Annotated in this window: 10 protein-coding genes and 1 tRNA gene; 7 read left to right on the forward strand and 4 right to left on the reverse strand. The window is 69.7% G+C overall.

Features of this window, described 5'->3' with window-relative positions:
- Position 1: 1 nt before the first annotated feature.
- Complete coding sequence (locus tag GV832_RS02920; RefSeq protein ID WP_168773323.1) at positions 2-829, forward strand: chromate resistance protein ChrB domain-containing protein; 828 nt, start codon at positions 2-4, stop codon at positions 827-829.
- Positions 826-2,157, forward strand: a complete 1,332-nt coding sequence (gene chrA / locus GV832_RS02925; RefSeq protein WP_168773324.1) for a chromate efflux transporter — start codon at positions 826-828, stop codon at positions 2,155-2,157. The genes GV832_RS02920 and chrA overlap by 4 nt, the downstream gene beginning before the upstream one ends.
- A gap of 57 nt (positions 2,158-2,214) precedes the next feature.
- Here the strand turns inward: chrA and GV832_RS02930 are convergent.
- A tRNA-Thr gene (locus GV832_RS02930) sits at positions 2,215-2,290 on the reverse strand.
- Positions 2,291-2,440: 150 nt separating this feature from the next.
- Between GV832_RS02930 and GV832_RS02935 the strand changes: the two genes are divergently transcribed.
- Both GV832_RS02935 and GV832_RS02940 read left to right on the forward strand, forming a co-directional pair.
- On the forward strand, positions 2,441-3,325 hold the full coding sequence (locus GV832_RS02935; protein ID WP_168773325.1) for an NAD(P)-dependent oxidoreductase: 885 nt from the start codon (positions 2,441-2,443) through the stop codon (positions 3,323-3,325).
- Between the two features lie 42 nt (positions 3,326-3,367).
- The gene (locus GV832_RS02940) at positions 3,368-4,171 is read left to right on the forward strand and encodes a hypothetical protein (RefSeq protein WP_168773326.1); all 804 of its coding nucleotides are present in this window, start codon (positions 3,368-3,370) and stop codon (positions 4,169-4,171) included.
- On the opposite strand, the gene GV832_RS02945 is transcribed toward GV832_RS02940, so the two are convergent.
- The 3 genes from GV832_RS02945 to GV832_RS02955 are packed head-to-tail and all read right to left on the reverse strand — an operon-like array spanning position 4,134 to position 9,237.
- Positions 4,134-7,187 (reverse strand): efflux RND transporter permease subunit, encoded by a 3,054-nt coding sequence (locus GV832_RS02945; protein WP_168773327.1) that lies wholly within the window; start codon positions 7,185-7,187, stop codon positions 4,134-4,136. The genes GV832_RS02940 and GV832_RS02945 overlap by 38 nt on opposite strands.
- Complete coding sequence (locus GV832_RS02950) at positions 7,184-8,203, reverse strand: efflux RND transporter periplasmic adaptor subunit (RefSeq protein WP_168773328.1); 1,020 nt, start codon at positions 8,201-8,203, stop codon at positions 7,184-7,186. Before GV832_RS02950 ends, GV832_RS02945 begins: the two co-directional genes overlap by 4 nt.
- Positions 8,200-9,237, reverse strand: a complete 1,038-nt coding sequence (locus tag GV832_RS02955) for an efflux RND transporter periplasmic adaptor subunit (protein ID WP_168773329.1) — start codon at positions 9,235-9,237, stop codon at positions 8,200-8,202. Before GV832_RS02955 ends, GV832_RS02950 begins: the two co-directional genes overlap by 4 nt.
- A 151-nt stretch (positions 9,238-9,388) precedes the next feature.
- Here GV832_RS02955 and GV832_RS02960 point away from each other — a divergent pair, with 151 nt between their 5' ends.
- From GV832_RS02960 to GV832_RS02970, 3 genes are read left to right on the forward strand one after another with little or no spacing between them, the layout of a single operon-like run.
- Positions 9,389-10,810, forward strand: a complete 1,422-nt coding sequence (locus tag GV832_RS02960) for a DUF4153 domain-containing protein (protein ID WP_168773330.1) — start codon at positions 9,389-9,391, stop codon at positions 10,808-10,810.
- Positions 10,791-11,462: a response regulator transcription factor gene (locus GV832_RS02965; RefSeq protein ID WP_168773331.1), complete on the forward strand. Its 672-nt coding sequence runs from the start codon at positions 10,791-10,793 to the stop codon at positions 11,460-11,462. The genes GV832_RS02960 and GV832_RS02965 overlap by 20 nt, the downstream gene beginning before the upstream one ends.
- Entirely contained in the window at positions 11,459-12,403 is a 945-nt protein-coding gene (locus GV832_RS02970; RefSeq protein ID WP_168773332.1) for a sensor histidine kinase, read from the forward strand. The genes GV832_RS02965 and GV832_RS02970 overlap by 4 nt, the downstream gene beginning before the upstream one ends.
- Positions 12,404-12,434: the final 31 nt, after the last annotated feature.

The following is a 12,434-nucleotide window of genomic DNA, read 5'->3' on the forward strand; positions in this document are numbered from 1 at the left end:
GATGCCTGCCCCCGATGCCATGTCTTGCGACCAACTCGCCCGGCTTGTCGGCACGCCCAAGGCCCCAATCCTGCTGGATGTCCGCCGCGATGCGGTCCGGGCCCAGGACCCGCGCTTCCTGCCCGGCGCCCGCGCCCTGGCCGAGGCCGATCTTGCGCCCGGGCAGCTCTCGGCCCTGGCCGCCACGCTCTCGGCCCCGGTCGTCGTCATCTGCGCCGAGGGCCACCGGCTGAGCCAGGGCACCGCCGCCTGGTTGCGCCACGAGGGGCTGCAGGCGGAGTATCTGATCGGCGGCCATGCGGCCTGGGCGGCGGCGGGCCTGCCCCTGGTCGACCCCGCGCCGATCACCGCCCGGGATGAGCAGGGCAGGTCGGTCTGGGTCACCCGCGCGCGCCCCAAGATCGACCGCATCGCCTGTCCCTGGCTGATCCGCCGCTTCATCGACCCGCAGGCCGTCTTCCTCTTTGTGGCCCCTGCCGAGGTCCAGGCCGTGGCAGAGCGTTTCGGCGCCATGGCCTATGACATCGAGGGCGTCTTCTGGAGCCATCGCGGCGAGACCTGCACCTTCGACACGCTCCTGGCCGAGTTCGGGCTTTCGACCCCGGCGCTCGACCGGCTGGCGCGGATCGTGCGCGGGGCCGACACGGGGCGGCCGGACCTGGCGCCGGAATGCGCCGGGCTTTTGGCGGCCTCGCTTGGCCTGTCGCGGATGCATTCCGACGACCTGGCGCAGCTCGAGGCCGGGATGGGGCTTTACGACGCCTTCTATCGCTGGGCGCGGGATGCGACCGAGGAGCAGCACACCTGGCCGAACGGAGCCAAGAAATGACCTATCCCACACTCTCGCAGGCCACCCGCGTCTGGGCGCGCATAGCGGCCCTGTCCTTTGGCGGGCCGGCCGGGCAGATCGCCGTCATGCACCGCATCCTGGTCGAAGAGAAGCGCTGGCTCGGCGATGGGCGCTTCCTGCATGCCTTGAACTTCTGCATGATCCTGCCCGGGCCCGAGGCGATGCAGCTGGCCACCTATATCGGCTGGCTGATGCATGGGGTGCGGGGGGCGCTGGTCGCGGGGCTGCTCTTCATCCTGCCGGGCGCCGTGGCGATCATGGCGCTGTCCTTGCTTTACGCGATCTGGGGAGAACTTGGCCCGGTGGCCGCGCTGTTCTTCGGGCTGAAGGCGGCGGTCCTGGCCGTGGTCCTGCAAGCCGTGGTGCGGGTCGGCAAGCGGTCGCTGAAGACCCGCACGATGCAGGCCATCGCGGCCACTGCCTTTGTCGCGATCTTCGTCTTCGGCGCGCCCTTTCCGCTGATCGTGGCGGGGGCGGGGCTCCTGGGCTGGCTGGGGGCGCGGGCCGGGCTTGCGGGCTTTGCGGGCGGCGGAGGCCATGGCGCGGTGGGCAAGACCCATGTCGCCGATGCTGCAACGCTCTTGGGCGAAGAGCAGGGCCCCGGTCCAGACCGCGCGGGCGCCTTCCGCGCCGGGGCGCTCGCGCTGGCCCTTTGGCTGGTGCCGGTCGCGGCCCTGGTCCTCCTGGCGCCGGGCAGCGTGTTTACCGATATCGCGACCTATTTCTCCAAGCTCGCCGTCCTGACCTTTGGCGGGGCCTATGCGGTGCTCGCCTGGGTCGCGCAAGAGGCCGTGGGCACCTATGGCTGGCTGAAACCCGGCGAGATGCTGGACGGGCTGGGCATGGCCGAGACCACGCCGGGGCCGCTGATCATGGTCTTGCAATTCGTGGGCTTCATGGGCGCTCTGCGGGCCGAGGGCTCGCTCCTGGCGGGCACGCTGGGCGGGCTTCTGGCGACCTGGGTGACCTTTGCGCCCTGCTTCGCCTGGATCTTCCTAGGCGCCCCCTTCATGGAGGGCCTGCGGTCGAACAAGGCCCTGAGCGCGGCGCTGTCGGCGGTGACGGCGGCGGTGGTGGGCGTGATCCTGAACCTGTCCCTGTGGTTCGCCATCCATGTCATCTGGCGCGAGGTCGGCCCCGGCCCCTTCGCGCTGCAGATCCCGGTCTGGAGCTCGATCGACTGGGCGGCGGCGGGGCTCTCGGTCCTGGCGCTGGTGGCGGTCTTCCGGCTGAAGCTGGGGATGGCCACGGTCCTCGGCGGCGCCGCCGCGCTGGGCCTGGGGCTGCATCTGATGGGCCTGGTCTGAGGCGCCAAAACAAAAGCCGCGCAACCCCGGGGGGATTGCGCGGCCTTTTGTGGCGACTGGTGCCGGAGAAGGGACTCGAACCCCCGACCCCATCATTACGAATGACGTGCTCTACCAGCTGAGCTACACCGGCCCTGTCGCCCCGCAGGCCATGGGCCCACAGGTTGCGCCCCCTCTAGCAGCGCTGCGGAGCGGTTTCAAGGGCATATCGCAGCGGATTGGGCAGAACCCGGCTTGCCTTGGGCGCGCCCGGCCCTAGGCTGCCAGCAAAAGGGAGACAGAGATGGAACGCATCGGATTTCTGGGACTTGGCCTGATGGGCCATGGCATGGCGCATAACATCGTCACCAAGGGCTGGCCGCTGACGGTGGCCGCGCATCGCAACCGCGCCGCTGTCGAGGACCTGGTGGGCAAGGGCGCCATCGAGGGCTCGGTCCAGGCGGTGGCGGGCTGCGATATCGTGTTTCTCTGTGTCACCGGCTCGTCGCAGGTGGAAAGCTTGGTGCGGCAGATGGCGCCGCATCTGCGGGAGGGGGCCCTGGTGGTCGATTGCTCGACCTCGGACCCGGTGTCGACGGCGGCGCTGGCGGCGGAGTTGGCGACTCGGGGGGTGACCCTGGTGGACGCGCCGCTGAGCCGGACGCCCAAGGAAGCCTGGGCGGGGACGCTGGATGTGATGGTGGGGGCGACGGACGCGGTCTTTGAACGCCTGCGCCCGGTGATCGCGGCCTTTGCGGGCAAGATCGTCCATATCGGCGGCCCGGGGGATGGGCACCGGATGAAACTCCTCAACAACTTCCTGTCGCTGGGCTATGCGGCGCTTTATTCCGAGGCCTTGGTCCTGTCGCAGAAGGTGGGGATTTCGCCGGACCGTTTTGACAAGGTCATTCGCGGCGGGCGGATGGATTGCGGGTTTTACCAGACCTTCATGGGCTTCCTGATCGAGGGCAACCGCGAGGCGCACAAGTTCACCTTGTCCAACGCCGCCAAGGACCTGCGCTACCTGGAGGCCATGGCGGATGCCGCCGGGGTGGCCAACCCGGTGGGCAACGCGGTGAAGAACTCTTTCGTGGCGGCGCTGGCGACCGGGGGGGCGGGGGCGGAGGACTATGTGCCGCATCTGCCGCTCTTCGTGGGCAGGGCCAATGGGGTGGACATGGAGCCGTGAGTCGAGAAACCTCATGTCCGCCTCGCCATGGGTGACGCCGAAATGACGTCCACTGAGATCCTCGCCCTGTCGCTTTCGGACCTGTCGGACGCGCTCCAGACCGACATGGTGACGGCGGCCGAGGTGGTCGCGGCCTATGGGGTGGGTGACCCGCAGGCCATCGCGGCTGCGCAGGAGCGGCTGGCGGGGGATGCTCCTTTCCTCTGCGGCATCCCTTTCCGGGGGGCGGGGCTGGTGGCCGAGAACCTTGCGCGCGACGGGGCGATCCCGGCGAAGGCGGGGGCTTTTGCGGTGATCGAGGATTGGGACGGGGCGGCGCTGAGCGCGCCCTTGACCTTTCGCCCGACGCCGGGGCTTTTGCCGCGCCTGGCCGGAGAGGGGCTGTTCCGGGCGCTGTCGGAAGTGCCCGCGATCAGGGCGCGCGAGGTCCGTGACCTGCGGCGCATCCTGCAAGCGGCGAGTCTGCGCCGGGCCGAGGACCCCGACCAAGTGCCCCTGCCGCCGCCCTCCCCCGATCTGCGGCGGCCTTGCCTTTTGGGCGCGGCGGTGGATGTGGTGCTGAAGGGCTATGAGGTCGGGCGCCTTGACCCGCCTTGGGGCCAGTTCGGAGCGCTGTGGGCGGAGGGCGCGCCGGAGGCGCTTCAGCAGCGGGGAAGGGCGCGGGCCGACTGGGCCGTGGTCTTGCAGAAGTGGCCCCTCGTCGCCCTGCCGACTGAGATGGCGGGGCTGGTGGCCGGGCTCGGTCTGCCCGCGATCAGGGTGGGCGGCGTGATCCTCGCCGCCCGCTGGTTTGCTGATGAGCGGGTGCTTACGGCTGCACAGGCTCTGGAACAGGCTCGGGCTTGACCCGGTAGACCGCGCAGTAAAGCGCCGGGGCGAAGATCAGGGTGATCAGCGTGCCCGCGATGATGCCGCCCATCATCGCATAGGCCATGGGGCCCCAGAAGACCTGGCGCGAGATCGGGATCAGGGCCAGGCTCGCCGCCGCCGCCGTCAGCAGGATCGGGCGGGCGCGGCTGTCCGAAGCGGTCAGGACCGCCTGCCAGCGGCTGGCGCCCTCCTGGATCAGGACCTCGATCTCGTTGACCAGGATGATCGAGTTCCGGATCAGGATGCCGATCAGCGCCAGGACGCCGAGGATCGCCACGAAGCCCAGGGGAGCGCCAGAGGGCAGCAAAGCCGCCACCACCCCGATCAGCCCCAGGGGCGCCACGGCCAGGACGACGAACATCAGCCGGAAGCTTTGCACCTGGGCCATGACCAGGGTCAGCATCACCAGGAGCATGACCGGAACCACGGCGACGATGGGGGCCTGGCTGTCGGCGGATTCCGCCACGGCGCCGCCCATCACCACCTTGTAGCCCGCGGGCAGGGTCTCGGCGAAGGCCTGGACCTTGGGCTCCAGGTCCGTGACGATGGTCGCGGGCTGGGCCTTGGTCGCAATCGCGGCCTTGACGGTGATCGTGGGCATCCGGTCGCGGGTCTGGATCTGCGGCTGTTCCACCGTCCATTCGATGGTCGCAAAGCTCTGCAGCGGAATGGCCATGCCCGAGGCATTGCCCAGTTGCAGGCTCTGCAGGCCCGAGAGCGAGCCCCGGTCATCCTCGGCGCCGCGCGCCACCACGTCGATCAGCATCCGCCCGTCGCGCAGCTCGGTCACCGTCGCCCCGTCGTAAAGCGCGTAAAGCGCCTTTGCGACATCGGTCTGGGTCAGGCCCAGTTGCCGCAGCTTGTCCTGGTCCAGGACGACGCGGGCCACGCGGGCGGGCTCGGACCAGTCCAGGGAGACCGCCTTCAGCCTCTCATCCCCCGAGACGACGGCGGCCAGGTCGCGGGCATGGTCGCGCAGGACCTGCGGATCGGGGCCTGAGATGCGGAACTGCACGGGCTTGCCCACCGGCGGCCCGAGCTCGAGGTATTTCGCAAAGACCTCGACCCCGGTCAGCCCGCGCGAGAAGTCCTCGACCGCCGCCTTCAGCGCATCGCGCGCCGCAAGGTCGGGCGTCATCACCACGATCTGGCCCATATGCGGCCCCGGCGCCGGCACATCCAGGGCCAGGACGAAACGCGGGGCAGAGCGGCCGACATAGGTGCTCCAATAGCTCGCCTCCTCGCGGGTGGCCAGGAAGGCGTCCAGCTTGGCCATGACCGCATCCGTGCCCTGGAAGGCCGCGTTCTGGCGCAGGGTCACGTCCAGGATCAGCTCGGGCCGGTCCGAGGTCGGGAAGAACTGCTGTTCCACGAAGCGCATCGAGAAGACCGAGAGGGCAAAGGCCAGGACCGTCACGCCGATGGTCAGCCATTTCGCCCGCATTGCCCCCGCCAGCACCCGGCGGAAGGCCAGGCGCATCCGGCCGGGTTTCACCTCGTGATGCGCCATCTTCGATGGCAGGAAGGCCGAGCCCAGAAGCGGGGAGAAGAGGACAGCGACGATCCAGCTCAGCACCAGGGAAATCGCGATGACGTAGAAGAGCGAGATCGTATATTCCCCCGCCTTGGAGGCGTTGAAGCCGATCGGGATGAAGCCCGCGACCGTCACCAATGTGCCCGACAGCATCGGGAAGGCGATGGAGGTCCAGGCGTAGCTGGCCGCCTTCTTGATGTCGTCCCCGGCTTCGAGCCGCGCGATCATCGTTTCAATCGCGATCATGGCGTCATCGACCAGAAGCCCCAGCGCGATGATCAGCGCGCCCAAGGAAATGCGTTGCAGGGTGATCCCCATGAGCTCCATGACCACGAAGGTCAGGGCCAGGACCAGGGGGATGGTCATGGTGACCACGAGCCCCGCCCGCACCCCCAGCGACACGAAAGAGACCGCCAGCACGATCACCACGGCCTCGACCAGGGCGCGCAGGAAGTGGCTGACCGATTCCTCGACGACCTTGGGTTGATCCGAGACCTTGTGCAGCTCGATCCCGACCGGAAGGCTGGCCGAGACCTCTTCCATCAGCGCCTCGAGCTGGGTGCCGAAGTCCAGGATATTGCCGCCCGAGCGCATCCCCACCAGCAGGCTGATCGCCGCCTTGCCGTTATGGCGCACGGCGGAAGAGGGCGGGTCCTCGTAGCCCGAACGCACCTCGGCCACGTCCGAGAGCGCGAAATAGGTGTCGCCCACCCGCAGGTTGGTATCGGCCAGCGCCTCGGGAGAAGAAAACTGCCCCGTGACCCGAACCAGGATCTGCTCGACCGAGGTGCGCACCATGCCCGAGGGCACGATGGCGTTCTGCTTGGCCAGGCTGTCCAGCACCGCCGCCTGGTCCAGCCCCAGGGCCGCCAGTTTGCGGCTGGAGAACTCGATATGGACGACCTGGGCCTGGGTGCCGATCAGGTCGACCTTTCCCGCATCGGGCAGGGCCAGGACCTGGCTGCGGATCGCCTCGACGCGGTCTTCCAGCTCGCGGGGGGTGAAGCCGTCGGCGGTGAAGGCATAGATATTGCCGTAAACATCACCGAAGTCGTCGGTGAAGCCGAAGCCCGCGAATTCCGAGGGCATCTCGCCCTGGATATCGCCCATCATCTGGCGGACGCGGGTCCAGGTGGGCGCGACATCCTCCTTGGGCGTGTCATCGCGCAGGTCGACATAGACCAGGGTCAGGCCGGGATAGGTGACCGACCGCGTGTGCAGAAGGCTGCTCAGCTCTTGCAGCTTCTTTTCGATCCGGTCGGTGACCTGGGTCGCGGTTTCCTCTGCCGTGGCGCCGGGCAGGGCGGCCTGCACGATCATGGTCTTGATCATGAAGGCCGGGTCTTCCTCGCGCCCGAGCCTTGTATAGGAAATCGCCCCGGCGATGACCGAAACGAGGATCAGATACCAGACCCAGGATTTGTGGCGCAGGGCCCAGTCGCTCAGGTTGAACTTCATTCCACGCGCTCCCCAAGTTCCTGGCCTTCGGTCAATGAGTTCACCCCCTTGACGACCACCTCCTGCCCTTCGGACAGGCCCTGTGTCACCACGATCCGCGCGCCAAGGGTCGCCCCCAGCGTCACGGGCACGAGGCTTGCCTTGCGATCCGCGGTCACGACCCAGACCTTGCCGCCGGTCACCGCTTCCCTGGGAAGGGTGATGACCGGGGCGGCATCGGTGACCAGTTCCGCGCGGACCAGCGCGCCGATGCGCCACAGGTCGGGGGCCTGGGGCAGGGTGACATGGATGCGGCGCGACCTTGTGGCCGTGTCGGCCACGGGTTCGATCAGCCGCAGGTGGCCGGTCAGGGGTTCAGCCCCCGTCACGCGGGAGTAAAGCCGGAAGGGGCTGTCCAGCCCGATCAGGGGCAGGTAATCGGCGGGCAGGTCCAGCACCGCCTCGCGCCCCGAGCCAAGCGCCAGGGTCACCACGGGGGTGCCCGCCGAGACCACGGTCCCGGGCTTGACCGCGATCGACAGGACGACGCCGTCCTCGGGTGCGGTCAGGGCGCCGAAGCCCTCGGCGTCCAGCGCGCGGCGCAGGTTCGCCGCCGCGGCTTCGGCCTGGGCCGTGGCCGTGTCGCGCGCCTGTCGCGCCGCGTCCAGGACCTGGGTCGAGGCCACGCCGCGCGCGTTCAGCTCTGTCACCCGGTCGAAACTGGCCTGGGCAAGCTCGGCCCCGGCCTGGGCCGAAGACAGCGCCGCCCGCGCGGCCTCGGCATCCTCGGACAGCGTCACCTGGTCCAGCGTCGCCAGGACCTGGCCCCGGGTCACGCGGTCGCCCACGGTCAGGTTCAGGCTCGCCACCCGTCCCGCCGTCTGAAAGGCCAGGGCGCTTTGGTGTTCGGCCTCGATCACCCCGGTGAACAGCCGCACTTGCACCGCATCGGCCGAGACGATCTCGGTCACCACGGGGCGGGCGGTTTCGGCGTGAAGCGGCAGGGTCAGGGCCAGAAGAAGGGCAAGAGCTCTCATTGCGCGGCCTCCACCAGACGACCGGGATACATCATCTGCGACCCCGCGCCCACGACCTGATCCCCCTCCGCAAGGCCCTGGGACACAAGCACTTCCTCAGCGCCATAAGACGCCACCGTCACCGGCGTCAGCGCGACCGCCATGGTCGCAGGGTCCACCTTCCAGACCGCAGCGCCCTGGGCCGTCGCGGTCAGCGCATCCCAGGGAAGGTGGATCGCCCTTGGCCCCTCCAGCGCGACGCGACCAAGGATCGGGGTCCCCAACAGAGGCTGGTCGGCGGGCGGGTCCTGGACCTCGGCCTTGACCCGCACGGTCCCGGTGGCCGGATCGACGACCGGGGAGACCTCGGTCAGCCGGGCCTGAAGCACAAGATCGCTGTCCATCGCCTCCAGCACGATCGTCTCTCCGACAAAGGCCGAGAGGTCGACACTGTCGGGCGCATAGAAGACTGCCACGCGCCGATCATCGGCGGCGAGGCTCACCACGGTCTGACCCGGGCCGGTCACCTGACCCGGCTCGGCCGCCCGCGCGGTGACGATCACATCCTGCGAGGCGCGCAGGACGGTGTCCTCGACCGCGCGGCGCGCCTTGGCGACCTGGGTCTCGGCCTGGGCCCTGGCCGCGCGGGCCGCCGTCAACTGCTGGTTGGCCGCGTCCAGTTCGGCCCGGGTCGCCACACCGCCGTCAAGCTGGGCCTGAATGCGGGCTTGCGCGCTTTCGGCCTGGGTCAGCGCGGCCTGGGCGCCATTGGCCTGGGCCTCGGCGGCCTCCAGCGCGGCCTGGGCCTGGGTCGGGTCGGTCCGCGCGATCTCGTCGCCCTGGGCCAGCCGGTCGCCGACCTGCACGGCCACCGACAAGACCCGCCCGCCGTCGCGGAACCCTGCCGTGAACGTGTCGGGCGCCTCGATCGTGCCCGCCAGCCGATAGTCGATCATCTCGGACGCCGAGGCGACCGTGACGATGCGCACGGGCAGGGGGGCATCGGCAAGGGCGGCCTGGGCCATGCAGGCGAAAAGACAAAGGACAAGTCGCATCGCGCACCTCCGTGTCACTCGCCTCTGGGGTTAAGAGCCTTGGCCCATGCTGGCAAGGCTCAAGTGGCGCTCGCGCTGCACGAAATCTGCACAATTGGTCCGACGCTTCTGCACAGGGCAGGGGCGATTGTGGCCGCAGCAGAAGGAGGCCATGATGACCCAGAACGGATTGCCCCGCTTTGTCACCCAGGCCGGCCTGGGGCCAGGGCCCGACGAAAGCAGCCCCGAACCCAGGACCCAGCCGCCCGGAGGCCTGGCCATCCTGGCGCTGGTGGCCTTGGGCGACTGGCTGCTGTGGGACCTTTCGCCGGGCCTGTCGCTGGTGATCTTCGGCGCGGCGGTCCTGGCCTTGGCGGGGCTGCGCGGGCGGGGTTGGGTCACCTACGGCCTTGGAGCCCTGCCGGTCGTCGACCTGGTTCAGCCCCTGTCGCTGGGCTTTCTTCTGGCGGGGATGGTCCTGGCCTTGGCGGGGCCGTCGCCTGGCCGGGCCCTGGGCTTCCTGCGCGCAGTGCCCCTGGCCTGGGTCCAGGGGCTGCACCCGGGCCGCCTGCGCCTGAAGCCCGGCGCCTTCCTGCGGCTCTGGGCCTTTCCCCTGGGTGGAGCCCTGGTGATCCTGGCCCTGCTCTTCGAGGCCAACCCCCTGATCGAAAAGGCCCTGACCTTCGACCTGGACCTCGATGACCTGCCCTTGCGCCTGGTCTTCTGGGCAGGGATCGCGCTCATGGTCACCCCCTTCCTCGCCGCCCCGCCCGAGGCCGTGACCCCGCGCCTCCGCCTGCCCGGCTGGGGGCTCAACCCCGGCTCGGTCCTGCGGGCCCTGGTCGTCTTCAACCTGCTTCTCGCGGTGCAGATGGTCTCGGATGCCTCGGTGGCCATTGGGGGCCTGCCGCAGGGCATGAGCCACGCGACCTATGCCCATCGCGGCGCCTATCCGCTTCTGGCCACCGCGCTTTTGGCCGGAGCCTTTGCCCTCGCCGCCCGCCCCTTCCTGGCCGAGAACCGCTGGCTGCGGCCCCTTCTCCTCCTCTGGCTTGGTCAGAACATCGCCCTGACCCTCTCTGCCGCGCTGCGCTTGCAGGTCTATATTCAGGCCTGGGGGCTGAGCTACCTGCGGGTCCATGCCGCGATCTGGATGGCGCTGGTGGCCTTGGGCCTGGGGCTCTGCCTCTGGCAGGTGCTGCGGGGGCACCCGAACGCCTGGATGCTGCGGCGGACGGCGGCCCTGGGGATGGGCACGCTTTACGCCTGCGCCTTCGTGAACTTCGCCGGGATCATCGCGGCCGAGAACCTGGCCCGGCCCGCGCCGGATCTGGCCTATGTCTGCGGCTTGGGTGAGATGGCCTCGGGTGCGATTGCCGAGAAAGTGGCGAGGAATCCTTCCCTTGGCCCGGACCTCGCCGAGGTCTACGATTTCACGCCCTACAGCGAGGTCATCGGCTGCCCCGCCGCCATCCCGCCCCGCATCGACCACTGGCAGGAATGGGGCTTCCGTGCCTGGGGGGTGGCCCGTAAGGTGGAGCAGAACCTGATGGTCCAAGAGGTTGGCCCCACCATTGAAAATCCTGCTCGTTGACGACGACCCCCGTCTGCGCGACCTCGTCCGCCTTGCGCTGGAGCGGGCGGGGTTTGCCGTCATCGCAGCCAGCGATGGCCGCGCCGCCCTGACCCAAGCCGCGCGTGAGGCGCCGGACCTGGTGATCCTCGACATCGGCCTGCCCGAGATGGACGGGCTGGAGACCTGCCGCCGCCTGCGCGCGGGCTCCGAGGTGCCGATCCTCTTCCTGACCGCCCGCGACGACGAGATCGACCGGGTCCTGGGCTTCGAGATGGGGGCGGATGATTATGTGACCAAGCCCTTCTCCCCGCGCGAACTGGTGGCGCGGGTCAAGGCGATCCTCAAGCGGACCTCGGGCCCGGTGGCCCAGGTCCTGACGCGCGGCGGGGTGACGCTGGACCTGAGGGCGCGGCTCTGCATGGCTCAGGGCGCGCCCCTGGCCCTGACCGCGACCGAGTTCCAGCTTCTGGCCGCCTTCATGGCCGAGCCCGACCGGCTGATGACCCGCGCCGCCCTGGTGACCGCGCTTTGGGGCCCGGGCTCCCAGGTCGCCGACCGGACGCTGGACAGCCACCTGCGCAACCTGCGCCGCAAGCTCGCGGAAGTGGGGCTCTCCGAGGTGATCGAGACGCTGCATGGCCAGGGCATGCGCCTGGCTTTGGCGCCATGAGACGCTGGCGGCCTTCGCTGGCGCTGGTCCTCGGCGGCGCCCTGGCGGGGACCCTGGGCCTGTCCTTCGTGGGCCTGGTGGCCCTGCGCTATCTCGGGCCAGAGATCGGCTATCGCGCGGCGGCAGCGGGTCTGGGGCTGACGATCACCCTGGCGACCGGGCTGGTGGGCTGGCTTCTGGTGCGGCTGCTTCTACGCCCGATCCGCGCCTTGGGCCGCTATGCCGAGGAGGAGGACCCCCAGCCCCCCGCCCATTTCGGCACGCGTGAGATCCATGCCACCGCGCGCCGGGTCATCGCCATGGCCGAGACGCTCCGCGACCGCGAGGCCACGATCCGCAGCTTCACCGACCATGTGACGCATGAGATCAAGACCCCGGTCTCGGCGATCCGCGCCGCGACCGAATTGCTGTCCGACAGTGTTGCCGAGGCCGATCGCCCGCTTTTGGCCTCGATCGAGGGCGCCGCGCGGCAGATCGAGGCGCAATTGGCCGCCCTGCGGGACGCGGCCAGGGCGCGGGAGACGCGCTGGCTGGGGCAAAGCACCCTGGCCGAGGTGGCGCCCACGCTGCCGATTGCCGTGGAGCTTTCGGGCGCCGATATTCCCCTGCCGCTGGCCGCCGAGGGGCTGAGCGTGGTCCTGACCCAGCTTTGCCGCAACGCGGTTGAGGCCGGGGCGGGCCGGGTTTGGCTGACGGCCGCGGCGGATGGTGGGCTGTTGGTGGCCGATGACGGGCCGGGGATCTCCGAGGGCAATGCCGCCCGCATCTTCGAGCCCTTCTTCACCACCAGGCGCGAGACGGGGGGGACGGGCATGGGCCTTGCGGTGGTGCGCAACCTTCTGGCGGCGCATCGGGCGACGATCACGCTGGAGCGCGGGGGGCGGATCGGGGCCCCGGGAGAGGGCCCAACCGGCGCCGTCTTCCGCATCCGCTTTGGGTAGGGCGGGGTCAAGCGGGTCGAGGCCCCCGCCT

Source organism: Stagnihabitans tardus (assembly GCF_009925085.1).
GTDB lineage: Bacteria > Pseudomonadota > Alphaproteobacteria > Rhodobacterales > Rhodobacteraceae > Stagnihabitans > Stagnihabitans tardus.

What these genes read in the sequence shown, in the direction of transcription:
- GV832_RS02970 (WP_168773332.1), top strand. Translation starts at nt 11,459, where the DNA reads ATGAGACGCTGGCGGCCTTCGCTGGCGCTGGTCCTCGGCGGCGCCCTG.
- GV832_RS02945 (WP_168773327.1), bottom strand. Translation starts at nt 7,187, where the DNA reads ATGAAGTTCAACCTGAGCGACTGGGCCCTGCGCCACAAATCCTGGGTC.
- GV832_RS02920 (WP_168773323.1), top strand. Translation starts at nt 2, where the DNA reads ATGCCTGCCCCCGATGCCATGTCTTGCGACCAACTCGCCCGGCTTGTC.
- GV832_RS02940 (WP_168773326.1), top strand. Translation starts at nt 3,368, where the DNA reads ATGACGTCCACTGAGATCCTCGCCCTGTCGCTTTCGGACCTGTCGGAC.
- GV832_RS02960 (WP_168773330.1), top strand. Translation starts at nt 9,389, where the DNA reads ATGATGACCCAGAACGGATTGCCCCGCTTTGTCACCCAGGCCGGCCTG.
- GV832_RS02950 (WP_168773328.1), bottom strand. Translation starts at nt 8,203, where the DNA reads ATGAGAGCTCTTGCCCTTCTTCTGGCCCTGACCCTGCCGCTTCACGCC.
- chrA (WP_168773324.1), top strand. Translation starts at nt 826, where the DNA reads ATGACCTATCCCACACTCTCGCAGGCCACCCGCGTCTGGGCGCGCATA.
- GV832_RS02935 (WP_168773325.1), top strand. Translation starts at nt 2,441, where the DNA reads ATGGAACGCATCGGATTTCTGGGACTTGGCCTGATGGGCCATGGCATG.
- GV832_RS02955 (WP_168773329.1), bottom strand. Translation starts at nt 9,237, where the DNA reads ATGCGACTTGTCCTTTGTCTTTTCGCCTGCATGGCCCAGGCCGCCCTT.